Source organism: Pedobacter steynii (genome assembly GCF_001721645.1).
In the GTDB taxonomy this organism is placed as follows: Bacteria; Bacteroidota; Bacteroidia; order Sphingobacteriales; family Sphingobacteriaceae; genus Pedobacter; species Pedobacter steynii_A.
Genome location: NZ_CP017141.1, coordinates 4,673,404 through 4,697,382, shown reverse-complemented (window position 1 = coordinate 4,697,382; position 23,979 = coordinate 4,673,404). Strand labels below are relative to the sequence as shown.

Sequence of the window (23,979 nt, the reverse complement as noted above, 5' to 3'; positions counted from 1 at the left end):
TATTAAAAATCATGAAAAGATAATAGCCTTATTTACAAGATCAACAGGCTATTTACTTCGTAAGCAAGATCGGGAGTATCTCCGATTTTGTATAACCTCCCTGCCATCACTACTTCTTTAGATAATAACGATCCTGAGTCTCCCAAGGCCGGTTTATGGTGTACCTTCAGGATTTTACCATCACTTAAATTCATTTCCATCTGACCGTTGGCATTCACTTTAGAAATGTATCCTTTTATTTTCAGCTCAGCCTCCTGTTTATTTTTCATAAATGGAGTAATATTGCCGGGGCTAAGAATATCTACATTTTTCAGAGGTCTACCGAAAAGCAAAGTTCCTTTGAGTTCTGCTACCGGCTGAAGTTTCAACACTCCTGCTTTACGCTGTAAAAATTGATTGCCAATGATGAAAGTCAATAAGAGAAACACAATCACCTTCATGGTGCGGATTCCTTTTGACGTGTATACAAAATATGTTTTTTCACTGTTAACTCCATTTAAAATGTCATTAACGGCTAATGGTTTTTTCTTAATCAGCTGTCCCATAATGTTTGGTCATTTATTTATGGTACAAATCTGAGACATTTTTTCTCCACGAATCTTGATCTATGGTAAAAAAATGAAAATATTAAGAAACTATGACTATTCTTTTTTCACCATTTTATAAACCTTTTTTTCCTCATCATTAACCACGAACTGTTGCTTTTTACCTTTTCCCGAGAAAACCACATCCAGCGGCTCGGCGGCCTGGACAAAAAACTGATGCTGATCGTAGGGTTGAATTTCTATTTTTCGATTTTTTACAGTGGCAATCAACACACCGGGGCCAGAGCTGATTACGACGGTATCCTTCCCTTTAGTATTTACATAGATCCCGCGGTAATTGTCCAGGATCCCCTGATCAACTGCAACTTTGCTATATTTAAAGCGTTTCTGGCTGAGCATCCAGGTATATAAACTGTCTGTATTATAGGTATCCGTCCAGCTGTCGTGCCCCGCCTCCGGAAAAACAGTAAATTTAACAGAGGGGTTATACGGGCGCAATGCATCTACCATTTCCTGACTGGCCCTTAACGGAACAACATCATCTTTGGCGCCATGAAAGACCCAGGTTGGCGTATGTCTCATGATCCAGACCTTTGAGGGATCTCCACCACCACAAACCGGGACAACGGCTGCAAACAATCCAGGATATTTAATTGCCATATCCCAGCTGCCATAACCTCCCATACTTAGGCCCGTAAGGTAAAGCCGGTCTTCATCTATCCGGTATTTCTTTTGTAAAGACCTCATCAAACGCATCAGGTCTTTGCTTTCCCAACCTTCCTCTGCCTGAGGAGAAACCAAAATAAAAGGAAACTTTTTCCCCGCTTCTACCAGTTTAGGCAGACCATTTACTTTCACTTTTTCCAGGTCATTTCCCCGTTCACCACTGCCATGCAGAAACAATACCAAAGGAAATTTCTTCAGCGTATCCTGCTGGTATCCTTCCGGGAGATATAGCAGATAGCCCATTTCTGTAATCAGTTTTTGATGACTCTGCTGGGCAAAAACAGTTTTGCTGCCTAAACAGATTAAAAGGAGAAAGAGTAGGGAGATCTGCTTTATCATATTGATTTTAATTAATGACGACTAAGATAACCAAATCGACGAAAATATTTTCGTCGATTGGTCGAATACTATAGGCAGTTGGTCGACTGTTACTGTGGCATGGTCTAATGTGCAAAAAAACGCTGAAACGTTTCCTGTGTGATGGTGTCTTATCTACAAAACAACAATTAAATAATTAAAAACTAAAAATATAAAAGATATGAAAACCTCGATCAAAACCTTATTCGCTTCAGCTTTAACTGCTATCGTTTTAACTTCTTCAGCCTTCACTACTTTCGCTAAAGATACTACACCTGTAAGCGCACCAGCCGCTGTAAAATTCAATAAAGTAGTTGTTACCGGAAATGCTAAAGTGGTATTGGTACAAAGCAATTCAGAAAGCGTTACCACTAACGACGAGCTTGGCGCCAACACTACCGTTCAACAAAAAGGATATACTTTATACATCAACTCTACAGAGAGCAGCCCGGCAACCATTTACGTGAATGTAAAAGACCTGCAAAGAATTGAGGCTTCCAATACTGCCCAGGTAAAAACCCGTGGTAACTTCGACTTAGCCGTTCTTCAGATCTTTTTAAAAGATGGGGCTAAAGCAAATGTAAATGCAAAAGTAGGCAGCCTTTATACCGACATGAAAGATCAGTCTGACCTGAAATTGAGCGGTTCATCAGCAGAACATCACCTGGTAAGAAATGAAGTTTCAAAATTAAATCTGAACGACTTCGTTATTGCCAAACTTTAATCCGGGCCTCAGCACGAGTGCATCATCATATATTTACAAGAACCGTTCAAACCATGAGCGGTTTTTTTGTGTTACAATAAGTCGTTCGCCAGGTTTGCCAGCTCACTCCGCTCCCCCTTATCCAGGGTAATATGAGCATATAAGGGGTGGTTCTTGGCACTCTCAATCAAATAAGACAATCCATTACTTTCCGCATCGAGATAAGGCGTATCGATCTGATAAATATCACCGGTAAAGATAATTTTAGTCTCCTCTCCTGCCCTGGAAATGATCGTTTTAATTTCATGAGGCGTTAAGTTCTGCGCTTCGTCTACGATGAAAAATATCTTGGTGAGCGTCCGGCCACGGATATAAGCCAGCGGAGCGATCACGATCTTTTCGGTGCTGACAAATTCATCGATCTTAGCCTGGGTTTTCGGATCATCATTGTACTGCTCCTTAATAAAACGCAGGTTGTCCCAGATCGGGGCCATATAAGGGTCAATCTTTGATTTCGCATCGCCTGGTAAGAAACCGATATCTTTATTGCTCAGGGCCACGATAGGTCGGGTTACGTAGATCTGCCGGTAGTCTTTACGTTGTTCCAATGCGCTGGCAATTGCTAGCAAGGTTTTTCCTGTACCGGCTTTTCCCTGAATGGTCACCAGTTTTACCGCAGGATTCAGCAAGGCATGGATCGCCATACTTTGCTCCTCATTTCTCGGGGCAATGTTAAATACCTGCTGAGGTTTTACCGTTGTCAGCGTACCGGCTTTAACATCATGGTAAGCGGTGACCGGTTTACGTTTGCTTTTCAGGATATAAAAATGATTGCCCGTTTCCGGAGCAAGCTCCAGGTCAATAGTCGTTGTACTTCCCTCCGCTTTTAACTCATCGAGTACTGTTGTAGAAACATTCGTCAGAGTGGTCTTTCCGGTATACAGCTCCTCTACATTTTTGATCTTTCCGGTTTCATAATCCTCCGCATACAAATCCAGCGACTTGGCCTTTAAACGCAAACAAATATCTTTAGATACCAGGACAATCTTTTTCTCCGGAAATTCTTCCTTCAGACTTAAGGCTGCATTCAAAATGCGGTGGTCAAATTTCCCGGCACCAAAAATTGCCTCTGCATCCCAATGTGCAGGCTTATTGTCCATCACCACTTTAAAATGCCCTCGTTTACTTCCTTTCAGGGGAATCCATTTGTTGATGATCTGGTCTGCTGAAGCAGCATCCATCAAACGGATAAAGCTTCTCGCTTCTGCATTACGTGTCTCATTTCCATTTTTCATGTTGTCCAGTTCCTCCAGTACCTGGATCGGAATGGCTACATCATGTTCCTGAAAATTATTGAAAGCATTGTGATCGTATAGGATAACCGAGGTATCAAGTACAAAGATCTTTTTTTTGAGGGGCTCGCGATTTAGGATAGATTTACTCATGACAACTAAAAATAACGAAAATCACAGATAATTTTTGTTATTTAAGGGAATAAGTTCCGATTTCTATGGAAAATTAAAGTATGGCCATTTCTTTTCAGAAAACGGCCATACCTCAACGCTATTTTTTACGTTTATTCTTCAGGTCCATCACTTTAATGATCTTATGAAAAAGTTCATTGTTAGGATAAGTGCCCCGGAACTCTCCTGAGCCTGGTCCATAGGCAAATACCGGAACCATAATATTGGTGTGGTCGTTCGTACTAAAAGCACCACTGATCATCCCTTTTTCTGCGGATGCATCCAGCAGGGTTAAACCTCCCGTTTCATGATCTGCAGTAATGACCACCAACGTTTCTCCATTCTGATCAGCGAAACGCAAAGCTGCCTCCACTGTCTTGTCGAAATCATGAAGTTCAGTAACCACATAAGGCAGGTCATTGCTATGCCCTCCGTAATCGATTTGTGCACCTTCAGCCATCACAAAAAAGCCGGGCTTATTTGCAGACAGCATATTCAGGCTGTGCAATAATGATTCCTTCAACAATTGGCCGCGTCCATCTTTAACCGGACGGGTTGCGCTATCCGGTAGCAGGACCAGTTGACGGCCTTTGCTTTCCTTTAAGAAATCTGCCGCACTCGTACTCAGCTTAAACCCTTTACTGCCCAGTTTGTTCATCAACTCTGCATCTTTGTTTTTCAAAAAGCTCTTTTGATTCGAACCAACCAGTATTTCTACCTTGCTTTCCAGCAGGTCTGCAGCAATTTCAGAACTCATTGAACGGTCTGTCTGGTGTGCATAAAATACAGCCGGGGTTGCATCAGTAATATCTCCGACACTGATGATTCCACTTTTAATGCCATAATTGGCCAGGGTATCCACCAGATTTGTTCGTTTCTTTTGATCTGGCCCTACCCCTATATACCGGTTGTTTGTTTTTTCACCGATAGCCATTGCGGAGCCACCGGCGGCAGAATCTGTATTTCCGGCATCTGCCGCAGCCGTCTGAGAAAAACCGATGTTATGGATCTTCCCCATATTCAGCTGTCCGTGATTGGCAATACTGCCTGCATGAATTTGTGCAAGCCCCATTCCATCTCCAATAAGCAGAATGACATTTTTAACCGGTTTTTGTAATCCATCAACTTTATATTCCGGCGTATAAACCGGGTAAGCAACCGGATTGGTATAGCTGAGCTTATCCCGATGCAGGTAAAACTCCTTTAATTTATCCGGCTGATCCGTATTGATCCAGTCAGCACCCAACCTTTCCAGGACAATCCAGGTATTGGGACTATCCTGTGTAGCCCAAAACCGAAAAGGTTTATGTTGTTGATGGGCCTTTTCGATTACTGCCGTTAGTTTAGCCAGATCCGGAGTAGTTGGATTTCCCTTTCCATTCCAGGGTGTATAGTTCTTAATATCATCGCTGATCATGGCTAGTCTTTTCAGCTGATCCTCCGTATATGTGGTGTATGGGCGACCATCAAAAGAAATATAATCCGGATAATTTTTAAAATCGGCCGGTGCAGGGACATCACCACTGATCACGATCCTGATTGCCCTGGAGTTTTTACTGCTGTTGAAAACCTCCGGATAAACTTCCAGGTCCTTAATCAACCGGGCCAGCACCTTCACATAATCCTTTTTAATATCGACTACCAGTTGCAGGCGCTTTGTAGAATCGGAATATGCATGGTTTCCATTTTGACGATAGAAACCCGCCAATGGCTCCAGATACATTTTTTTTAAGGTTACCCCGGTTTTGATTTCTGAAGGATCATGTGCGACATACAATTCCCCGTCTTTAAGGAATACATCTGCTTCAATAGAACCAATGCCTGCATAATAGGCGGTCAACAGCGGAATATTCTGGTGATAGTCGTTATGACTATGACCAGAATTAACGTTTAAAGACCGTTGTGCCTTTGCTTCCGATGCAAATAAAGCACCGGCAAACAAAGCACAACGTATGATATTTTTCATTTCTATTCTCATTACCAGCCTGGATTTTGAGTAATTACTCCGCCACTATTGTCAATTTCGCTTTGTGGAACAGCCCATACATCATGAACCTGAGGATTGAATGCCCTGGAAGCCCAGATCTCTCTTCCTTGTGAGTCGTGTAATGGCAAAGCATAGGTTGCCTGCGCATCTCCCCACCTTACCAGATCGCGATGGCGGTCGGCCCATTCTCCGGCCAGCTCATTCCGGCGTTCGCGTTTCAGGTCGGTCATGGTCATCCCACTTTTGACTGTTAATCCTGCACGAACTCTGATTCTGTTCAATTCCGCATCACCAGCTCCGGCACCATTCAACATAATCGCAGCTTCAGCCTTGATCAATAATACCTCTGCAAAACGCATCAATGGCACATTCAGATCAGTAGTACCATTATCACCATTAGGATTTACATGTGTAGGGATTGGGTTTGCATAAGAGAAAGGCTCCATGTATTTCTTAAACTGGTAATCTGAGGTTGCTCCTCCATCTTTGGTAAAGCTACGTTCCTGTCCGAAAAACATGAACTTATCTCCTGGCTTCAGGATCGTTGCTTCGCGACGTTTATCCCCTGTTTCATAAGAATCATATAGCTCTTTGGTAGGCAGGTAATAACCCCAGCCGTTGTACAGGGTCCAGCCTTTATTGGTGAGCATTACGCCTGGCAATTTACTTCCCCAGCCCGTACCACCTCCGTTAGGCGTGCAAACTACAGACCAGATGTACTCTTTAGACCAGTTATTAGAGGCCTTAAATACATCCGAGAAACTGGTTAAAACCAACTCATGTTTACCCGAACTGATCACCATATCTGCATATTTCTTGGCATTGGCATAATCTTTTTTATAAAGATAAACTTTTGACAGATAAGCCCAAGCTGCAGTTTTGTGCGCTCTTCCATAATCATCCGCTTTCATGTCTGTAAAAAACGGCAGCTGCTCTGCGGCTTTTTCAAACAACTGAATGATATAATCATAGTTTTCATTTACATTTTTTGCCCTTGGGATTGCCTTTGCCGGATCCGTATCCAATCCGACAATAGGAACACCGGCCTTTTCATTTCCATAATTTGCAGCCAATTGAAAATAAACCAATCCAGCATTAAAATAGGCATCACCGATGATTGCCTTTTTCAGGGATTCATCCATTGAAATCCCCGGGACATTTTTAATGATGTCATTTGCGCGTTTGATGATCGCATAGCGCATGGACCACTGGCTTTCCGTATACCCACCTCCCAGATAAGTCTTATTAAAATTCTTAATGTTATCGGCTTCGGGTTTGTTTCTTCCCGTCACCATATCATCGCTGGCATTGATAAACCAGAACATCCCCCTTCCATAGAAGTTCTCATCATTATATTTCTCATATAATCCGTTTCTTCCCTTTAATGCATCTTCCTGGGTTTTCCAGAAGTTCTGAGCTGATGGAGCGCCTTGAGGGATAATATCCAATTGCTTCGTACACGAACTTAAGAAGGCAAGTGCAGCTACGGCTATATACTTTATATTTTGTTTCATTTTTCTTTCTTTTAAAAAATTATAAATTCACACTAAGACCTAACAGGAAGCTTCTCGCCTGTGGGTATCTGCCCACATCCAGGCCATTATTACTCATTCCGATTTCAGGATCAAAGCCAGAATAGTTGGTGATGGTAAACAGGTTATTTGAAGTCGCATAAATACGAACTGCACCTGTTTTCATCTTACTGGTAAGCGATTTAGGAAGGCTATAACCCAATGTCAGGTTTCTCAGACGCAGATAAGATCCATTTTCTACATAGAAATCTGAAGCATTAAAGTTCCCGTTGGCATCCGAAGTAGAGATGATCGGAACTTTTCCATTCGGATTTTCCGGCGACCAGGCATCGAGGATACCGGTTAGCTTATTGTAAGAAGGTCCACTTGCGCTATAAGTTGTTCTTTTAACGGCATTAAACAACTTGTTTCCATAGACACCCTGAGCAAAAATGTTAAGGTCAAAGTTTTTATAATTTGCGTTGAAACTCAATCCATAGGAGAAGTCCGGATAGGCACTTCCTGCAAAATAACGGTCTTTTGCATCGATGGAACCATTGTTATCCAAATCAGCGAATTTAAAATCGCCCGGTTTAGCCTTAGGCTGAATCTTCTCTCCATTAGCACCGACATATTCATCAACTTCCGCCTGAGTTTTAAATATTCCCTGAGTTTTCAGGACAAAATAGCTGTATAAAGGTTGTCCCTGTTTAATCATCAGCGGAGCCAGCTCATTTCTGAAATTGGTACCTACCGGAATCACATCCTGACCAGGAGCCAGTTTAATCACCTTATTGTTCACTTTGGTTAAGGTAAGACCAACAGTATAGGTAAAATCGCGTTCCTTACTGCTGTTATAATTGATACCAAGCTCAAATCCGCGATCTCTTACCAAACCAGCGTTAATGGTCTGAACGGCTAGTCCTGCAGTTCCCGGCAATGGCTTTTTCAGGATCATTTTATCTGTGTTTTTAACAAAATAATCCGCAGTAATGGTCAGCGCATTTTTCAGGATCCCAAGGTCCAGACCAATATTGGTTTGTTTGGATTCCGCCCATTTCAGGTCCGGGTTCTCCAGAATGCTGGATACATAACCCGTACCTAAGCTTGGATTTTGTCCAAAATAAGAATTGGTACGGTCCAATAAAGGGCTCACATCTGTGGCAGATAAACTACCCAGGTTACCTAATAAACCATAACTTCCTCTTAGTTTCAGCTCATTTAACCAGGTACTTTCCGACAGGAAATTCTCTTTTGTCAGCACCCATCCGGCCGAAACAGAGTAGTAATTACGGAACCTGTTTTCCTTTTTCGGGATTAGAGAAGAACCGTCACGACGTCCGATCAGCGATAGCAGATATTTATCTGCATAATTATAGTTGGCCCTTAAAAACAGGGAAGACAATGCAGTAGCTTCAAACCTGGTCGTGGCAGGCTCAAATGTCGATGCATTTACCAGGTATCTTTTTGAAGGGGACTCATCATCAAAGCCGTTTCCTTTTACATAAAAGTCGTTATATTTTGTTTTTTGGAAAGAGAATCCGCCGGTAAAATCCAGGTGATGCTGCTCCAGATCAGTCTTATAGTTCAGGATTTGTTCTGCAAGGATATCGCTCTTTCTGGTTTGTCCAACTTCCAGGGAATTGGTCAGTACCGGTTTTCCTACTTCCGGACGTTTAGGCGTAAAAATTGTCGTATTCAGGAAGTCTTTAGTCAGGTTAAAATTAGATTTAAACGATAGTCCTTTCGCCAGGTCAACCATGATATAAGGATTGATCATGAATACATTCTGAGGCCTGTTCACATCAATTCTCTTCAAATCCGCAACGGGATTAACGATATCGCCATAATCTCCTGCGTATGCCCCGCCAGGTAATCCGGCAAAAGAGCCATCCGGGTTATAAGGTGTTCCATTGGCAGGGTAATAGATCGCAGACAATAATGCCCCTGTGTAATCACTACTGGTATTTGCACCCTGTCCGTTTGTGCTGCTAAAAGAAAAGTTTTCTCCTACTTTCAACCAGGAACTGATTTTATAATCAGAATTAATCCTGAAATTATACCTTTCGGCAGAAGTATTCAGGACAATCCCCTCCGCTTTACGGTAATTGAAACTCAGGTAAGCATTGGATTTATCCGTTCCTCCGGAAAGACCAAGATTATAATCCTGAGTCATTCCTGTTCTGAAAACTTCATCCATCCAGTTGGTACGGGTTATTCTTCCATCCGGATATTTTGAAGCGTCAAAAGCCGGTAGTAAGTCGCTCTTTCCATTTTTAGCTGCTGTTTCCGCCACAAATGCTCTTTGTTCTGCATTTAGGGGTTCTAATTTTCTCCAGGCAGCTTGTGTCCCGATCTTACCATCAAATGTAATCTGCATGGCCTCGTTCTTACCTTTTTTAGTGGTGATCAGCACCACACCGCCCGAAGCACGCGCTCCGTATATTGCTGCAGATCCATCTTTCAATACAGAGATAGATTCGATATCATTTGGATTGAGCACCGGTGTTCCTGAAAAAACTGTCCCATCTACCACATAAAGGACGTTCTCTCCATTGATTCCACCAGAACCGCGGATATTGATACGAGGTGCCGAGGTAGGATCTCCTCCTTCATTGGTTACAATTACTCCGGGTGCTTTTCCTGCCAGAACCTCAGCCACACTATTTAAAGATCTTGAGGATACTTTATCCAGGGATACCACACTTACTGCACCAGACAGGGTTGCTTTCTTTTGCGTACCGTAACCTACCACCACGATTTCAGATAAAAGGGCTTTATCTTCCATCAGTACAACATTCACTTCCTGAATGTCGGAAACTTTAACCTGTTTGGTTTTAAAACCAACCATAGAGAAAGACAATACGCCATTTTCCGGAACCGGGATGCTATATGTTCCATCAGCAGCGGTAGTCGTTGCTTTTCCACCGATGACGTTTACGGATACACCCGGCATCGCCATTCCGGTAGAGTCTGTTACCCTTCCTTTGATCACGCGATCTGGTTTTGGTGGGGCAACCGGAATTTTTCTGAGGATCACATGTCCTGCTTTTTCCTGGAAATCGAAACCCAGAAGTTTAAGCAATAAAGAAACCTTCTCATTTTTGAAGGACTGTGGGGCAAGGTTTTGATTTCCAGAGGCAGATTCCGGATTGTATACAAAATGAAGTCCGGTGCCGGCTTCTATTTCTTTAAGTATGGAGCTGGTAGCACGGTTGGGACCAATTTTAATCGTAACCCTGCTTTTCTCCAGTGTTTGTGCCATGGTCAGGGAGGCAAAGAGCGTTCCACAGAATGTGCAGAGAATGGAAAAAGTTAACAATGAATATTTCATGGCTTTATAAAGAGCTGGTAACCTCTTGTATGAGGATTTTTTCATATTTTTATTTGTTTTTATACCCTGTAATGGTGGTGTTAAAATAAGCCTGGCTGTGTAATTGTCGTTATGAGGCCGGCTTTAGACTTTCCGGTGCTGATCTGATCAGTACCGGTTTTGTTGATCATCTTTATATTCTCATTTTCTGTATACATTAAAGGTTTTATGGTCATCAGATTTCCTGAATTGGAGATGATGCAGACTACAAATGATGTCCAGAATCTCTTCAGGGTTTTGTTTGGTGTTAAAAGTGGCATTACATTTCAACCTGCTGATTGCCGGACTGTTTAAAGAAATCCGGATGCTATAAGCATATTCGAGTTTACGGGCAACCTCTTGTAAAGAAGCGTTTTCGAATTTGAGGTTGATATACGTTTTTACAGGTGTGTAGCTAATTTCTGCCCGCTGTCCGACCTTATTGTAGGAGATTTCCTGTCCTTTGATCAGCGTTCCAAACAGTTGACGGGAATTTCCAACTGCCACTTTTCCAGTCAGCACTGCCACAGAAATATGATTGCTTTTGCGATAAGATTTAATCCGGAAAGAAGTCCCCAGAACTTTTGTATAAAGATCCTCAGCAGTCTTCACCATAAAAGGACGCTTTTCTTCATGGGCAATGTTAAAGAAAGCCTCTCCTTCTGTGAGCGATACTGTTCTCTCCAATGATTTGAACCTGGCGGGATACCTCAGGCGGGAAGAAGGTCCGAGCACAATTTCAGAGCCTTCTGCAAAAACAATTTTCTTTCTTTCCTTTGCAGTAGTGCTCAGTGACAGCAGTTTTTCAGGAACCACTGGTTTTCTGTTCATCAGCCAAATGCCTAGTCCCAGAGCCGAAACTAGCAGGATGGCAGCTGCGACTTTGCCGGTTTGATACCAGAAAGGAAAACGAAGATTTTCCTGCTCTTCAACTTTTCCCATCTCCTGGCGAAGTTTATGCAATACCCGTTCAGCAATCTCTTGCTTTTTTTCTTTTGGCAAGGGCAGGTTTTCTCCTGCGGAGGAAGCATACCAGCTTTCTACCTGTGCAATTTCGGCAGGACTGGCTTCCTTATTGATATATTTTTTTAGCAGCTCCTGTGCTTGTTCTTCCTTTGTCATCAACCTATTGTCAAAGCAAAAGAAGAATAGTACCAGCCAAAGTTGTTAAACTTAGGTTAAGTTTATGTTAACAAGATACAAATGATTAAAAACAGGAGATAAGAAAGCCTTTTCTTCATCACTTTTAATGCGGCACTGAGCTGATTTTTAACCGTTTGCACAGAAATACCGAGCTCCGAAGAAATTTCTCCGATACTTTTTTCCTGTTTTCTGCTCATAGAAAAAATTAACCTCATTTTTTCCGGTAGGTCCAGCATGGCCTCATCTACTTCCTGGTGAAGGTCTTTGAGCATCAGTATGTTTTCTGCAGAGGATCCGACTTCATCACGGATCAGGAGGGAAAGGTCTTCTTTATGTTTTTCTTTAATGAGGGAGGAACGGAAATAGTTAATGACCCGGTATTTTACCGCCCCTTCAAAATAAGCCCGCAGCGTACCTGTCAATTGGATCTTCTCCCGGTTCTCCCATAAAGAGATAAAAATTTCCTGGGTAATGTCCTGAGCAATCTCCTCGTCCCGCAGCCTTTTATAAGCACTATCCAGCACCTCTTCCCAATAGAGCTGATAAATATCTTCCATTGCTTTATGACTCCCGTTCTTTAGAAAAGAGATCAGTTGACTGCCAGAAATCATTTGATTTGTCTCGATGGTATTTTTTTGACAAATCTACTCCGGCAATATTCCCTTAATGTTAAGGAATTCTTTATTTAACGTTAGATTGCTAAAAGGGATTAATAATCCGGATTTGTCTTAAAAAGAATTTGATTTGATCCTGAAAGATCTTCAGCAAAAAACGGATATAAAAAGAAAACGGAGTCCCTCTTCTAGCGATTTGGTTCTCCGTTTTCACCTTTTCTTTGCCGTAGCACCAAAAAGGCATCAAACGCTCTGTATTTTAACCTTCTTTGGTCCTCTTAGTATTTTTCAACTTTGATCCCTCCGAACTTATCCTTTTCACATCGTTCCGTAGAATAATGGATAGGTTTAATGTCTGTCCCGAATTTAGTGAATATACCCTTACTTAACAGTTCTGGCATTTTAAGCATCATTTTCTCTGTCTCCTTTGAATCTGATCTTCTACTAATTCATTGAAATCCCCAGAACCTTTTGCCCTGAGGCCATTGTTCTTTTTGGAGTCTTTCTTTCAAACGGTCAAATTACTTCCTTTTTGATAGATCTAATTTACGAACTATAACTATCTAATCCAAAGATAATTGCATTTTATTTTTAACACATTACCAACAGGTTCCTAACAGTTTTTACACATAGTTATCCACAACTCACCATTGCGCTTCAATAGCCGAGATTTTCGCCAGACGTTTCAGGTGTCGTTCCTCATTGGAAAACGCTGCTTTTAAAAACGCAAATACGATATCTTTTGCCAGCTCTATCCCGATCACCCGCTCTCCGATACATAAAATATTAACATCGTCATGCTCTACAGACTGGTGTGCCGAATAGGTATCATGACAAACTCCCGCGCGGATTCCCTTAAATTTATTTGCGGCAATGCTTACCCCTACGGAACTTCCGCAGATGAGAATGCCCCGTTCCCCCTGCTTGCTGATCAAAGCCTTTGCGACATCTGCAGCATGATCCGGGTAATCACTGGGTGATTCGGTCTGGGTACCTAAATCAAGGACTTCATATCCTTTTTCTTTTATCGCCTCAACTAAAATGGTTTTATAGCGGAATCCCGCATGGTCTGAACCTACAATAACTTTCATACTGTTTAAATAAGTATCCCTAAGGTACAAATTTCATTTCTTTTTCGTCATTGATCTGTAGCGTTTCATTCTGCAAACCCGTTTTAGCATCGATAATATTTAAACCCCTCATACCCTAATATGGAACTCTTTACAAAAAACAAGCCCCTCAATCTTTTCAGATTAATGACCGCCTCTTTATTCGGTCTGAGTACTTTAATGCTGGCATCCTGCTCCACAAAGGAAACACCTGTTCCCGAATCTTCTTCCTTAATGGTAGTCAATACTTCAGCCAGTCCCGGTACCTATAACGTATATATAAACGGAGGCAAAGCAAATCCGGGTCCTTTACCTTTTGGTGGTCCCCTTCCCTACATCAGGCTCAATACCGGCGAAAGCACCATCAAATTTACAACTGCCGGCAGTACGGAAAGTCTTGTTACCAAAAAAATCATCTTGGAGGATAAGAAAGGTTATTCGCTGTTTCTCATTGATAAAGAACCAAAACTAGACATTTTGATTGCCAGTGATGAGGTGAGTGCCTTACCAACTACTAAAGCTTTAATCAGGTTCATTAACCTTTCTCCGGATGCCCCAGCCCTTGACCTTGCGGTGAAAGATGGCGCGGCACTGGTTACCGGTAAGGCTTACAAAGCAATAGGCGATTTCATCGAAATAGAACCTAAGAAATACATCTTCCAGATTAAAGATAAGACAGCCAGTCCCTTGAAGGCAGAATTAGCCGAAACAGAAATAAAGGCCGGCGGCATTTATACCGTGTTGAGCATCGGCCTGGTAAATCCAACTGGAATGGATCCCAGGATCATGGTCAAACTGATCACCAATAAATAAATCAAAAAAAACCGGGCCCTCCAAATGATATGGAGGGCCCGGTTTGGCTTTTTGTGTGTATTAATGCTTTCCTTTGCCATGACCTTTGTCATGCCCTTTATCCCATTTCCCTTTATCCTTGCCATAATATTTTTTAGCTTGTCCGGGAGGCATTCCATGCGGATGGCCTTTTACTACGTAATATCTGGAATCATTACTGTATTTGATCACCTTCTGTGTACGTACCTTTTTATATTTAGCATACCTTACTCTATCCGAATTAAAGTTGTCGTACGAATTCACCACTACTTTATACCCGTTGTATAAGTTATAGCTTCTATATCTGGTTGGCAATGACGTTGAAAAGATCCACCTGCCATTATCCATGTAAATAAACTGTCGTTTAGGCACAGAATAATAACTTTCAATATCCGGCAGATAGTAATAGTCTACATGATCATATCCTACCGGTCCCCATAAAGGCTGGGAACCTATGTTTACATTAACGCTGATTTGCGCCGCCGCACGGTAGGGAATCATCCCTATAATTCCGAGCAGACCTATTATGATTAACTTTTTCATGGTTGATGTGTTTTATAGATGTGTTTTTATATTTAAATATACTCAATTTTAAGGGTTTAATCTCTACCTCTACCGTGACCTCTGCCATGGCCTTTTCCGTTGTCCCTGTCACCTCTTCCATGACCTCTGTCGTCATCTCTGTCTCTGCCTCTTCCATAACCACCTCTGCGGTCATCATCCCTGTCGCGTCCTCTCCAGTTGCCATGATCTCTATCATCCCTGTCTCTTCCTCTTCCATATGATCTTCCGTGTGGATGACCTTTAATCACATAGTACCTGGAATCATCACTATACCTGATCACCCGCTGATTTCTTACATTTCTATACCTGGCATAGCTCACACGGTCGCGCTCAAAATGACGATACGGATCTCTGGAATTCACGACTACCTTATATCCGCTATATAAATCATAACCTCTGTATCTCGATGGCAATGAAGAAGAATAGATCCATCTGCTATTGTCCAGATAAATAAACTGACGTCTGGGTACATTATAATAACATTCAATATCAGGTAAATAATAATTATCTACATAATCGTATCCCACTGGTCCCCATAAAGGTTGTGAACCAATATTTAAGCTGATGCTGACTTGTGCTTCAGCGCGGAATGGCATCCATCCTATTATACCGAGCAATCCTAATACTATTAACTTTTTCATAACCCTGTTTTTAATGTTTCATTTGTGTGTTGTTAAATCAAATCTCTATACTGAAGATGAAATCAACATGAAATTTTAGAATTATTTAATTTATTTTTCTTTTTCATCTTAATTTCATCTTCGGTCCTCATCTTCGTATCATTCAATTAGAGTGGCGCAGATAATAAAACACACAATGTTTTAAGTGAGGGAGTGTTAGTTTGCCTCGGAAGAGGCAAACTTTCCATATATTTACATGATGAGCACTAATATTTTTTTCCGTTCATTTACCGCAGCCATACTATTTCTCTGGCTTCCCTCAGGTACTTTTGCCAGAGACACCCACCCTACATCCCTGATTTCCTTAGAGAATCCTTATCAGGACAGAAGAGGTAAAAAACAGGAACGAGGCAAAGAAGACAGAAAGCCTGATGTCAAAGAGGTCCCTCAATCCAGGAGACAGGAAAAACCTGGAGAAGTTAAACCTGAAAAAAGAGGAAAGCCTTCCAAAGAAAATAAAAGAAGAAACGATTAAGACAGGGTTATGAAAGTTCTGATTGTTGAAGACGAAAAAACCCTGGCCTATGAAATGGAAGACTTCCTGAAAAAGGCTTTTTATATCTGCGACCTTGCCCATACCATAAAAGACGGACTGGAAAAGATGGAAATCAACAGTTATGATTTCATTCTGCTGGACCTCGGTTTGCCTGATGGAGATGGCCTGAGCCTGCTTCCAAAAGCAAAAAAATACAATCCTGACGCAGCATATATTATTCTTACTGCCCGTGGAAACCTGGAAGACCGTATCGCCGGACTGGATCTGGGTGCAGATGATTACCTACCCAAGCCTTTTTCTTTACTGGAACTTCAATCCAGAATGCAGGCCATTGCCCGTCGTAAATTCAATGTTAAAGAAGAGTTGCTGCCGCTGGGCGATTTCAATGTAGACCTGCAAAAAAGACTGATTCTTTTTAAGGAAAACCAGATTGAATTGTCCAGAAAAGAGTTTGACCTATTGAGTTACCTCTTTTTACACAACAACCGGGTGCTGACCAGGATGCAGCTTAGTGAACACATCTGGGGCACTTTTGCCGATGATGACTACGATTCCAATTATATTGATGCGCACATCAAGAACATCAGAAAAAAACTAAATGCCTGGGCGCCCACAGATTTCCTTGAAACCGTGCGGGGCGTGGGTTACAGAATAAAGAAGTAAATGAAGTTATCATCGAAATTAATCCTGTTCATCACGAGCTCCAAGCTGGCAGTGGTATTACTTTTTGTCATTTCCCTTCCTTTTCTTGTAGACAGTATTGTTTCTGAATACACCAATTATTCCTTACGCCGGCAACAGGCCAAGGTGATCAATATCATTCATAAAAACGGGATCGATCATTACCTGCAGGGGGACGATAGTTATGGTAGTTACACCATGCTTAAAGAAGAGTATATTGCATTGGAACCTGCTGCTGCAAAAAGTCTGATCGATACCATCAAAACAGCACAGCGGGTAGTAGAAAGAGATACCCTCAACTACCGGATTCTGATGCATACCTTTAACTTCGGATCCAAAAATTACCTGCTGGAGATTGGAAAAACTACTGCCAGTATTAACCAATATAATAAGCCACTCCAAAGGATTGCTTTGTATGTGCTCATGGGCCTGATTGCACTGACCCTTCTTTTCGACCTGATCTTTACCAGGGCCCTCATCAGACCTTTAGGCAAAATCATCAAAAGTAAACTGATCAACAGGAAGTTTCCATTCAAAGATTATTCCCCTCCGGTACCTACCTCTACACAGGATTTTAAATATCTGGATGAATCTTTAATCCAGCTGATGGACCAGATCAACGAGGCCTTTGAAAAAGAACGTGAGTTTACTGCAAACGCTTCACATGAGCTCATGACCCCGATCAGCATTCTTCAGAATAAGATGGAAAACCTGTTGGGAGATGAACAGCTTCCTGAAAATGTGGTTCTCCGTATTGTAGAAATGATGAAGACCCTCAGCAGGCTCAAGAAAATTTCTAACTCCCTCCTGCTGATCTCCAGAATTGAAAACCAGCAATTTGTGAAATCTGCGCATGTAAAACCTTCCAAAATTATCCATGAAGTGATGGAAGAGATCAGCCATCGCCTGTCAGAAAAAGAACTGGAGATGGACATCCGCCTAAAAGAAGACCGGTTGCTCAAAGATGTTAACCAGGACCTTTTATTCCAGCTTTTCTATAACCTCATCAATAATGCGATAAAATATAATGTAAATCAGGGAAGTATCCTGATTACAGATGAGTTTCCTGAAGGAAAAAATTATGTCATTACCATTCAGGACACAGGAATTGGAATTGCGGAAGAAGACCTCGATTTCATATTTGACCGGTTCCGAAAAGCTAATCTGACCGAAAATGTAGGCTATGGACTTGGTCTTTCTATTGTAAAAAGCATTACCCTATATCATGGAATTGAAATCAGGGTAAAATCAAAAGTGAATGAGGGAACTACCTTCAGCTTAATATTTCCTGCGCTCTAAAAAACACCCCTTCTTTCTTTTCCACTTTATACTCGTTTCTAAACAAGCGTTAATCATTATTATACAACAATTTGCAAGCAAACTACAAAAATAGTTTGCAAACTATAAAAATAGTAGTATCTTTAATTAACGTTAAATATTAAGCGGATAAAATGAGAGAACTTACAAAAGCAGAAGAACAGGTGATGTTGATTTTATGGGAAATAAAAGAAGGTTTAACAAAGGATGTCATTGAAAAAATGGCTCCCCCGAAACCAGCTTACAATACCGTTTCTACCGTCATCCGGGTCCTGGAAGGAAAGGGGTTTATTGATCATAAAGCCATAGGGAACACACATATTTATTTTCCGTTGATTACCGAAGCCGAGTATAAACACTTTGCCTTTGATAAGGTCATGAATAATTACTTTGAAAACTCCTATCAGAGCCTTGTTTCTTTCCTGGTAAAGGAAAAAAATATGGACCTGGAGGAACTCGACGAACTCATCCAACTCGCGGAAAAACTTAAAAATAAGAAATGATGAACTGGTTGTACTATCTCCTGGAAGCCAATTTATACCTGGCTATATTTTATGGCTGTTATCGTCTGCTCTTTCACAAAGAAACATTCTATACCATAAACCGGTATTTTCTGATCGGCACTACCCTTCTGGCTTTCATCCTGCCGGTTCTGCAAATTGGTTACCTGAACCATCTTTTCCAGGGCACAGGATATGATTCTGGCACGATGACGGAGCTTTCCGGACTGACGGCCGTTTCCAATGACCAGCTGCTTAAATCAGGGATCAGCACCCTCTATATCCTGGTTGCACTTGGTTTTTCCTTAAAACTATTCAGAGATCTTTTTCACATCATCATGCTTTCCAGAAAAACAGAAAGACATCGCGATGGTCAGGTAATTTATGTACCGATTGATCAGGGCACCGCCGCTTTCTCTTTCTTTAACCTGCTGTTTATCCAACCAGATATTTTAGAAAAAGAAACCATTCTGAAACATGAAATGATTCACATCCGGCAAGGGCATAGTATTGACATCTTATTTTTTGAACTTATCCAGATCCTAAGCTGGTTCAACCCGATCAGCTACCTGATCAAGAAAGACATCAAGCTGTTGCACGAATATATTGCGGACGAACTGACTACCAAAGAAGACATCAGGAAACACGATTACGCCCTCTTTCTGATCAGAAATTCATTCGGAACCAGTACCAAACAACTGAGTAACCAAATCTTTAATCAATCCATACTAAAACAAAGGATCAATATGTTAAACAAGGAAAAATCAACGGGTAGGGCAAGGCTCAAGCTCCTGTTGGCACTGCCGCTTATCGGAGGAATGCTTTGCACCTCTACAATGGCTTTCACCAAGGATTATGGTCTTCTGGATTTCTATCCGGAAAAAGTAGTGATTACCACCATCAGGCCTCAGGATTCGGTTAAGAAAAGTGCAAAGGCTGATCAGAAAAAGACCAGGAAATGGGTGCATAAAACAGGTTTTAAGGCGCCGCCACCCCCACCGCCAGCCCCACCGGTAGAGCCCGCCTCATCAACTAAAGCACCACCACCTCCACCGATGGAACCTTCAAAAACGATAAAATTCGGACCTCCTCCTCCTCCACCGGCTAAAGGCCAAAAAGGTAAGGAAAACTGTTAAACAACAATACGCCATCCTGAACTGATTCAGGATGGCGTATTACATTTCAAACGAAAGTTTTTTTTTAAATATCAATTCTTAAAAAATCACCTGCTTTGCTGAATTTCAATTCCATTCCGCTGGTTAGCTGAACTTCCTGATCATTTACATCTGATTCCCATTCTGTAATCTGTTCAGCAGGATAATTCGCTTTCACATAAGTCAGAATCTTTGCCGGAATCACACTATCTGGCAGCTGTTTTAAGCTTTTAATACTTTCCACTTCTCCATTTGCGTTGAATTCCAGTTTCACACCATTGGCGAGGATCACCTCGTACTCATGACTTAATCCTTCTTTATCTTTGATGATCTGTGAAATTGCCACACCACTGAAATGCGTATTTACATAAGCTTTAGCTCCTGCAGAAAGCTCTGTTTCCGGAACAACCACATCATCGTCTTTATCACAGCTGGACAAAGTCAGGGTAAAAGCCAATGCCATACTAAGGGCAACAAACCCTCTTTTAAATGATTTCATATTCTTATTTTTTTTAGGGGGGGGGTTATAAAATTCTATTGCTCAGTTTTCCCTGTGCATCAAAAACTACTTTTTTCTCTTCACGCAGGGTTTTCAATTCTACCTTATAAAAGAATTGTTTTTCTTCTTCAAACTTATCTACATCATCAATCCTGAATCCTTTAAAGTTCTTTTTAATGCTATTGGCTACCGCTGCAGGCAACTCTCTGGAGCGGATCTCTTTTTTGTATTTAACGATCGCACCTTTATTGTTCAACCATACTTCATGGTCTCTTCTGCTGATATCGAAATCCGCATTAAATAGCTCTCCTTTCATCTCCCACTCTACTTTAACTGCCTGTGGAAATGTTTTATTGAAAGTGTTAAGTACTACTGAAGGCACATCTTTTACCGGAATATCCTGTGCGTAAGTAAGGCCTGAAAAAAGCAGGCCTGCTGCTAATATGATCCTTTGTTTCATGGTAATTGTTTTTATTTATACCACAAAGAAAGAGGTCAATTCTGAAAAGAAACTGGAATAGAAAACCAGAATTGGCAATTATTTCAATTATTTGAAATTTAATTGAATGTGGTGCTGATCGGTATAGAAATACCTGATGTTAAAACCATAGAGATCCACGATGGCCTTCACGATAGCAAGTCCAAGGCCGATACTGCTTTGTTCCCTGCTGTCTTTCTGAAAACGCTTAAAGATCTTCTCCTGATTTAAGGCGTTTGCCCCCCCCGTATTGCTGACGACTAAACTATTTCCATTAATGAAGACCTTTACAAGTCCTCCGGAAACATTATGGGTAATGGCATTTTTAAGGAGATTGGAAATGAGCACCGCAGCCAGATCTTTGTTCATTGCCAGCTCAGCGGCTCCTTCTTCTTCCAGATGGATCCGGACAGATTTCATTTCCGCAAAGTCTTCATATTCCGAGATCAGGTTTTTTACGATTGCATTGATCGAGAGCCGCGTAATCTCTCCATATTGCTTGTTTTCAATTTTTGAAAGCAATAAGAGCGATTTATTCAATCTCGTTAGCCGTTGTAAAGTCCCGATCACCTGACCTATAGATTCCAGGTGATGATCGGTAAGTCCTTCATTTTCTGCCAGAAGCTCCAGTCTGTTCAGACTGATGGCAAGTGGTGTTTGTAATTCATGCGCCGCATTTTCTATAAACTGCTTCTGGCTTCCATAGGTATTGACCGATTGCTCCACCAAACCGCTTACTGCCTCATTTAGTTCTTTAAATTCCTTTACACCTGTCTTTGTCGTCTCAATCCCCTGATCTTTATCCAGGCGGAATGCTTTCAACCTCCTGAGCAACTGATAAAACGGCGTCCATATTTTCCGAAGCAGCAGGTTATTGATCAACAGAAAGCTGACCAGAATTGCGGCATACAACCAGATCAGGCTATATAACAAGCTCCTTACCAGGTCATCTTCCTCTACAGTTGAAGCCACGACTTTCATTTCATAATACTTATTGTCCTTATTAAATACAGTCGTCAGCATCCGGAACGGTTCCAGATCTTCTTCATTCAGTGTGTACATCATCGTGTCCCGATACCTGTCCTTAAATTTAAGCCCTGATTGTTCTCCGATTTCTTTGATCTCATAATTGTGTTCAGAAAAGCCGGAACGCTGAATGATTCCGGGATCTGTTTCCACCCGCTGAATCACCAGCATCTTACTGTTCTCCAGTCCATCGTCCAGACTATCCTGTACTTCATCAATCATATTGAAATAAAACAAGATCGCCCAGATACTGATGACCAGCAGTAGTGCTAAGGAAAGATACTTGAGCGTGTAATTCAGCAGGTTCATAACGTGACCAGTTTATAACCGATGCCATACACCGCCTGAATTTCTATACCTGCATTGTTTTCTTTCAGTTTTCTGCGGAGGTTTTTTATCTGGGAATAGATGAACTCATAATCGTCCGCACCATCCATATAATCTCCCCAAACCTGTTCCGCCAATGCTGTTTTGTTGACTAACCTGTTTTTATTTACCGACAGATAACTCAGGATATCGAACTCTTTGCGGTTGAGCAGGAGTTCATTCCCTTCAATCCACACCTGACGTTCGTCCAGGTCCATGCGCATATTCGCATATTCCATTGTATTTTTGCCATTCAAAGACTTTCTTCTCCATACCGATTTAATTCTGGCATTGAGCTCTGCTATATGAAAAGGTTTAACCAGGTAATCGTCAGCCCCCATATCCAATCCTTTTACTTTATCTTCCAGCGCATCTTTTGCAGAAATGATGATCACATTGTCAGACTTATTCATTTGTTTCAATTCCGCAAGCAGGTCCAGGCCACTTCCATCGGGCAACATGATGTCCAGCAGAATGCAATCATATTCATAAGAAACAATTTTGTCTAAAGCAAGGGCATAGCTGTCGGCAGTTTCCACCAGATAGTTCTCTTTCTCAAGAGACTGACGGATCACTTCCTGCAAATCAGCCTCATCTTCTACAAGCAATAATTTCATAGCTACAAAATTGGGTTATAAAACCGGAAAGATCTGGGATTAACTGTAGCTTGTATTTGCCACATTCTTTCTTGAAAATGAATCGATCATGATCAACAGCATTCCGAGCATAATAGAAAGGTCTGCCGCATTGAACACGCCCGTCTGAAAAATAACAAAGTCAATATGAAGAAAGTCGGTTACCGAACCATAAATAATGCGGTCATACAGATTTCCTGCCCCACCACCAATCACACAGCTGATGCCAAACACCAATAGCGGAGAGAGGTTTTTCCTGGTCATTACAAAATAAGTACCCATCAGAAGCACCAGTACAGGCATCAATAACAGCAATACAAATTTAAATCCCGAATGAAGCGTATCTCCCACACTTAAAAAAGCGCCTGCATTTTCTACTTTAGTCAGCGTGACATGATTAGTGATGACTTTAATATTCGCATTATAATCTACATGATCTCTTACTATAGACTTTGTAATCTGATCGCAACCAATATTGAACAGGACAATCACCAGAATCAGGACCTTCCCCGCTACACCACTCCACATCATTTTTTTCATTGGAATATACTTGTCTTTTTTCGTGTTTTGTATTGTTTTCTAATGTAGCTCAGGAACTCATAAACCTGGCAGCGGTAATAATCATTTCTTATCCGTATACCTCAATTGATAAATATAGGAATAGTATTTTTGAATTCAAATGACGCAAATCTTGCAGGAGAATCAGATATTAGTAAATATTAACCCAGAAAAACAGATCAGATGAAACAACTTTTCTTTTCCTTACTTGTCACCGCATTTTCGTTAAGCGCATTTGCTCAGGCACCAACCCCGGGTACAGCCATCCCCAAAGCAGTTTTTTACAAAGAAAACGGAACTACCTTTTCTACCGAGCAGATCCCTAAGGGAAAGAAATCCCTCATCATGTTTTTTGATGCCACCTGCGATCATTGTCAGAAGGTAGCGGGATACTTATCAAAAAATAAGAAAGAATTGTCGGGAATTAACTTCTATCTCGTTTCCCAGGATGTATTCCGTTCGATCAATTATTTCATGGATACTTATGCAAAGCCATTAAAAGCAATGAAAAACATCACGACTTTACAGGATAAAGATTATGTTTTCATTCCTCTATTTCAGCCAAAACACTATCCATCATTATATCTTTATGGTGCAGACAAGAAGCTGGTAATTTTTACCGGAAATGAAAAAGATGTGCCCAAAGTCCTTAAATTGGCTAAATAAGAACCTGGTCACATCTTT

General features: G+C 41.4%; 24 protein-coding genes. 8 read left to right on the top strand and 16 right to left on the bottom strand.

Annotation, left to right across the window (positions count from 1 at the left end; all coding sequences use genetic code 11):
• Nucleotides 1–32 precede the first annotated feature (32 nt).
• Together BFS30_RS19445 and BFS30_RS19440 are read right to left on the bottom strand one after the other, a co-directional pair.
• The gene (locus BFS30_RS19445; protein ID WP_069380815.1) at nucleotides 33–545 is read right to left on the bottom strand and encodes a hypothetical protein; all 513 of its coding nucleotides are present in this window, start codon (nucleotides 543–545) and stop codon (nucleotides 33–35) included.
• A 96-nt stretch (nucleotides 546–641) separates the two neighbouring features.
• Nucleotides 642–1,610 (bottom strand): prolyl oligopeptidase family serine peptidase, encoded by a 969-nt coding sequence (locus BFS30_RS19440; RefSeq protein ID WP_069380814.1) that lies wholly within the window; start codon nucleotides 1,608–1,610, stop codon nucleotides 642–644.
• 199 nt (nucleotides 1,611–1,809) lie between these two features.
• Between BFS30_RS19440 and BFS30_RS19435 the strand changes: the two genes are divergently transcribed.
• Nucleotides 1,810–2,352, top strand: coding sequence for a GIN domain-containing protein (locus tag BFS30_RS19435; protein ID WP_069380813.1), 543 nt, complete (start codon nucleotides 1,810–1,812; stop codon nucleotides 2,350–2,352).
• Nucleotides 2,353–2,423: 71 nt separating this feature from the next.
• Here BFS30_RS19435 and BFS30_RS19430 read toward each other — a convergent pair whose 3' ends face one another.
• The 7 genes from BFS30_RS19430 to rpiB form a co-directional block, all read right to left on the bottom strand.
• Entirely contained in the window at nucleotides 2,424–3,776 is a 1,353-nt protein-coding gene (locus tag BFS30_RS19430) for a PhoH family protein (protein ID WP_069380812.1), read from the bottom strand.
• 118 nt (nucleotides 3,777–3,894) lie between these two features.
• Entirely contained in the window at nucleotides 3,895–5,760 is a 1,866-nt protein-coding gene (locus BFS30_RS19425) for an alkaline phosphatase (protein WP_069382541.1), read from the bottom strand.
• 11 nt (nucleotides 5,761–5,771) lie between these two features.
• A complete protein-coding gene (locus BFS30_RS19420) occupies nucleotides 5,772–7,295 on the bottom strand; it encodes a RagB/SusD family nutrient uptake outer membrane protein (protein ID WP_069380811.1) in 1,524 nt (507 codons plus the stop codon).
• 19 nt (nucleotides 7,296–7,314) lie between these two features.
• Nucleotides 7,315–10,671, bottom strand: a complete 3,357-nt coding sequence (locus BFS30_RS19415) for a SusC/RagA family TonB-linked outer membrane protein (RefSeq protein WP_237028610.1) — start codon at nucleotides 10,669–10,671, stop codon at nucleotides 7,315–7,317.
• A 135-nt stretch (nucleotides 10,672–10,806) separates the two neighbouring features.
• Nucleotides 10,807–11,766 carry a FecR family protein gene (locus BFS30_RS19410; RefSeq protein ID WP_069380810.1) on the bottom strand — a complete coding sequence of 320 codons (960 nt, stop codon included), beginning with the start codon at nucleotides 11,764–11,766 and terminating at the stop codon, nucleotides 10,807–10,809.
• Between the two features lie 62 nt (nucleotides 11,767–11,828).
• On the bottom strand, nucleotides 11,829–12,398 hold the full coding sequence (locus BFS30_RS19405; RefSeq protein ID WP_069380809.1) for an RNA polymerase sigma factor: 570 nt from the start codon (nucleotides 12,396–12,398) through the stop codon (nucleotides 11,829–11,831).
• Between the two features lie 647 nt (nucleotides 12,399–13,045).
• Complete coding sequence (rpiB, locus tag BFS30_RS19400; protein WP_069380808.1) at nucleotides 13,046–13,492, bottom strand: ribose 5-phosphate isomerase B; 447 nt, start codon at nucleotides 13,490–13,492, stop codon at nucleotides 13,046–13,048.
• A 120-nt stretch (nucleotides 13,493–13,612) separates the two neighbouring features.
• Between rpiB and BFS30_RS19395 the strand changes: the two genes are divergently transcribed.
• Complete coding sequence (locus tag BFS30_RS19395; protein WP_069380807.1) at nucleotides 13,613–14,323, top strand: DUF4397 domain-containing protein; 711 nt, start codon at nucleotides 13,613–13,615, stop codon at nucleotides 14,321–14,323.
• A gap of 60 nt (nucleotides 14,324–14,383) precedes the next feature.
• Here the strand turns inward: BFS30_RS19395 and BFS30_RS19390 are convergent, their stop codons facing one another.
• Both BFS30_RS19390 and BFS30_RS19385 read right to left on the bottom strand, forming a co-directional pair.
• A complete protein-coding gene (locus BFS30_RS19390; RefSeq protein WP_069380806.1) occupies nucleotides 14,384–14,884 on the bottom strand; it encodes a hypothetical protein in 501 nt (166 codons plus the stop codon).
• 56 nt (nucleotides 14,885–14,940) lie between these two features.
• On the bottom strand, nucleotides 14,941–15,546 hold the full coding sequence (locus tag BFS30_RS19385; protein WP_208602988.1) for a hypothetical protein: 606 nt from the start codon (nucleotides 15,544–15,546) through the stop codon (nucleotides 14,941–14,943).
• Between the two features lie 235 nt (nucleotides 15,547–15,781).
• On the opposite strand from BFS30_RS19385, the gene BFS30_RS19380 reads away from it, so the two are divergent.
• The 5 genes from BFS30_RS19380 to BFS30_RS19360 all read left to right on the top strand — a co-directional run bounded on the left by BFS30_RS19380 (nucleotide 15,782) and on the right by BFS30_RS19360 (nucleotide 19,715).
• Entirely contained in the window at nucleotides 15,782–16,060 is a 279-nt protein-coding gene (locus tag BFS30_RS19380) for a hypothetical protein (RefSeq protein WP_157262968.1), read from the top strand.
• Between the two features lie 9 nt (nucleotides 16,061–16,069).
• Entirely contained in the window at nucleotides 16,070–16,744 is a 675-nt protein-coding gene (locus BFS30_RS19375) for a response regulator transcription factor (protein ID WP_069380803.1), read from the top strand.
• Nucleotides 16,745–18,061: a sensor histidine kinase gene (locus tag BFS30_RS19370; RefSeq protein WP_069380802.1), complete on the top strand. Its 1,317-nt coding sequence runs from the start codon at nucleotides 16,745–16,747 to the stop codon at nucleotides 18,059–18,061.
• A gap of 152 nt (nucleotides 18,062–18,213) precedes the next feature.
• Nucleotides 18,214–18,582, top strand: coding sequence for a BlaI/MecI/CopY family transcriptional regulator (locus BFS30_RS19365; RefSeq protein WP_069380801.1), 369 nt, complete (start codon nucleotides 18,214–18,216; stop codon nucleotides 18,580–18,582).
• Nucleotides 18,579–19,715 carry a M56 family metallopeptidase gene (locus BFS30_RS19360; protein ID WP_083252120.1) on the top strand — a complete coding sequence of 379 codons (1,137 nt, stop codon included), beginning with the start codon at nucleotides 18,579–18,581 and terminating at the stop codon, nucleotides 19,713–19,715. Before BFS30_RS19365 ends, BFS30_RS19360 begins: the two co-directional genes overlap by 4 nt.
• Before the next feature lie 64 nt (nucleotides 19,716–19,779).
• Here the strand turns inward: BFS30_RS19360 and BFS30_RS19355 are convergent, their stop codons facing one another.
• From BFS30_RS19355 to lspA, 5 genes are all read right to left on the bottom strand, one after another.
• Nucleotides 19,780–20,232, bottom strand: a complete 453-nt coding sequence (locus tag BFS30_RS19355; RefSeq protein ID WP_069380799.1) for a PepSY-like domain-containing protein — start codon at nucleotides 20,230–20,232, stop codon at nucleotides 19,780–19,782.
• A gap of 25 nt (nucleotides 20,233–20,257) precedes the next feature.
• Nucleotides 20,258–20,692 carry a PepSY-like domain-containing protein gene (locus BFS30_RS19350; protein ID WP_069380798.1) on the bottom strand — a complete coding sequence of 145 codons (435 nt, stop codon included), beginning with the start codon at nucleotides 20,690–20,692 and terminating at the stop codon, nucleotides 20,258–20,260.
• Nucleotides 20,693–20,779: 87 nt separating this feature from the next.
• On the bottom strand, nucleotides 20,780–22,045 hold the full coding sequence (locus BFS30_RS19345) for a sensor histidine kinase (RefSeq protein WP_069380797.1): 1,266 nt from the start codon (nucleotides 22,043–22,045) through the stop codon (nucleotides 20,780–20,782).
• On the bottom strand, nucleotides 22,042–22,719 hold the full coding sequence (locus BFS30_RS19340) for a response regulator transcription factor (protein ID WP_069380796.1): 678 nt from the start codon (nucleotides 22,717–22,719) through the stop codon (nucleotides 22,042–22,044). The genes BFS30_RS19345 and BFS30_RS19340 overlap by 4 nt, the downstream gene beginning before the upstream one ends.
• A gap of 39 nt (nucleotides 22,720–22,758) precedes the next feature.
• Nucleotides 22,759–23,277, bottom strand: coding sequence for a signal peptidase II (lspA, locus tag BFS30_RS19335; RefSeq protein ID WP_237028609.1), 519 nt, complete (start codon nucleotides 23,275–23,277; stop codon nucleotides 22,759–22,761).
• 201 nt (nucleotides 23,278–23,478) lie between these two features.
• Between lspA and BFS30_RS19330 the strand changes: the two genes are divergently transcribed.
• A complete protein-coding gene (locus tag BFS30_RS19330) occupies nucleotides 23,479–23,961 on the top strand; it encodes a TlpA family protein disulfide reductase (protein WP_069380795.1) in 483 nt (160 codons plus the stop codon).
• Nucleotides 23,962–23,979 lie beyond the last annotated feature (18 nt).

Excerpts from the sequence above, each read along its gene's own strand:
- BFS30_RS19330 (WP_069380795.1), top strand. The coding sequence starts at position 23,479 with ATGAAACAACTTTTCTTTTCCTTACTTGTCACCGCATTTTCGTTAAGC.
- BFS30_RS19420 (WP_069380811.1), bottom strand. The coding sequence starts at position 7,295 with ATGAAACAAAATATAAAGTATATAGCCGTAGCTGCACTTGCCTTCTTA.
- BFS30_RS19390 (WP_069380806.1), bottom strand. The coding sequence starts at position 14,884 with ATGAAAAAGTTAATCATAATAGGTCTGCTCGGAATTATAGGGATGATT.
- BFS30_RS19365 (WP_069380801.1), top strand. The coding sequence starts at position 18,214 with ATGAGAGAACTTACAAAAGCAGAAGAACAGGTGATGTTGATTTTATGG.
- BFS30_RS19425 (WP_069382541.1), bottom strand. The coding sequence starts at position 5,760 with ATGAAAAATATCATACGTTGTGCTTTGTTTGCCGGTGCTTTATTTGCA.
- BFS30_RS19355 (WP_069380799.1), bottom strand. The coding sequence starts at position 20,232 with ATGAAATCATTTAAAAGAGGGTTTGTTGCCCTTAGTATGGCATTGGCT.
- BFS30_RS19345 (WP_069380797.1), bottom strand. The coding sequence starts at position 22,045 with ATGAACCTGCTGAATTACACGCTCAAGTATCTTTCCTTAGCACTACTG.
- BFS30_RS19360 (WP_083252120.1), top strand. The coding sequence starts at position 18,579 with ATGATGAACTGGTTGTACTATCTCCTGGAAGCCAATTTATACCTGGCT.
- BFS30_RS19405 (WP_069380809.1), bottom strand. The coding sequence starts at position 12,398 with ATGATTTCTGGCAGTCAACTGATCTCTTTTCTAAAGAACGGGAGTCAT.
- BFS30_RS19410 (WP_069380810.1), bottom strand. The coding sequence starts at position 11,766 with ATGACAAAGGAAGAACAAGCACAGGAGCTGCTAAAAAAATATATCAAT.
- BFS30_RS19385 (WP_208602988.1), bottom strand. The coding sequence starts at position 15,546 with ATGAAAAAGTTAATAGTATTAGGATTGCTCGGTATAATAGGATGGATG.
- lspA (WP_237028609.1), bottom strand. The coding sequence starts at position 23,277 with ATGAAAAAAATGATGTGGAGTGGTGTAGCGGGGAAGGTCCTGATTCTG.
- BFS30_RS19415 (WP_237028610.1), bottom strand. The coding sequence starts at position 10,671 with ATGAAAAAATCCTCATACAAGAGGTTACCAGCTCTTTATAAAGCCATG.
- BFS30_RS19380 (WP_157262968.1), top strand. The coding sequence starts at position 15,782 with ATGATGAGCACTAATATTTTTTTCCGTTCATTTACCGCAGCCATACTA.
- rpiB (WP_069380808.1), bottom strand. The coding sequence starts at position 13,492 with ATGAAAGTTATTGTAGGTTCAGACCATGCGGGATTCCGCTATAAAACC.
- BFS30_RS19440 (WP_069380814.1), bottom strand. The coding sequence starts at position 1,610 with ATGATAAAGCAGATCTCCCTACTCTTTCTCCTTTTAATCTGTTTAGGC.
- BFS30_RS19445 (WP_069380815.1), bottom strand. The coding sequence starts at position 545 with ATGGGACAGCTGATTAAGAAAAAACCATTAGCCGTTAATGACATTTTA.
- BFS30_RS19375 (WP_069380803.1), top strand. The coding sequence starts at position 16,070 with ATGAAAGTTCTGATTGTTGAAGACGAAAAAACCCTGGCCTATGAAATG.
- BFS30_RS19435 (WP_069380813.1), top strand. The coding sequence starts at position 1,810 with ATGAAAACCTCGATCAAAACCTTATTCGCTTCAGCTTTAACTGCTATC.
- BFS30_RS19340 (WP_069380796.1), bottom strand. The coding sequence starts at position 22,719 with ATGAAATTATTGCTTGTAGAAGATGAGGCTGATTTGCAGGAAGTGATC.
- BFS30_RS19395 (WP_069380807.1), top strand. The coding sequence starts at position 13,613 with ATGGAACTCTTTACAAAAAACAAGCCCCTCAATCTTTTCAGATTAATG.
- BFS30_RS19350 (WP_069380798.1), bottom strand. The coding sequence starts at position 20,692 with ATGAAACAAAGGATCATATTAGCAGCAGGCCTGCTTTTTTCAGGCCTT.
- BFS30_RS19370 (WP_069380802.1), top strand. The coding sequence starts at position 16,745 with ATGAAGTTATCATCGAAATTAATCCTGTTCATCACGAGCTCCAAGCTG.
- BFS30_RS19430 (WP_069380812.1), bottom strand. The coding sequence starts at position 3,776 with ATGAGTAAATCTATCCTAAATCGCGAGCCCCTCAAAAAAAAGATCTTT.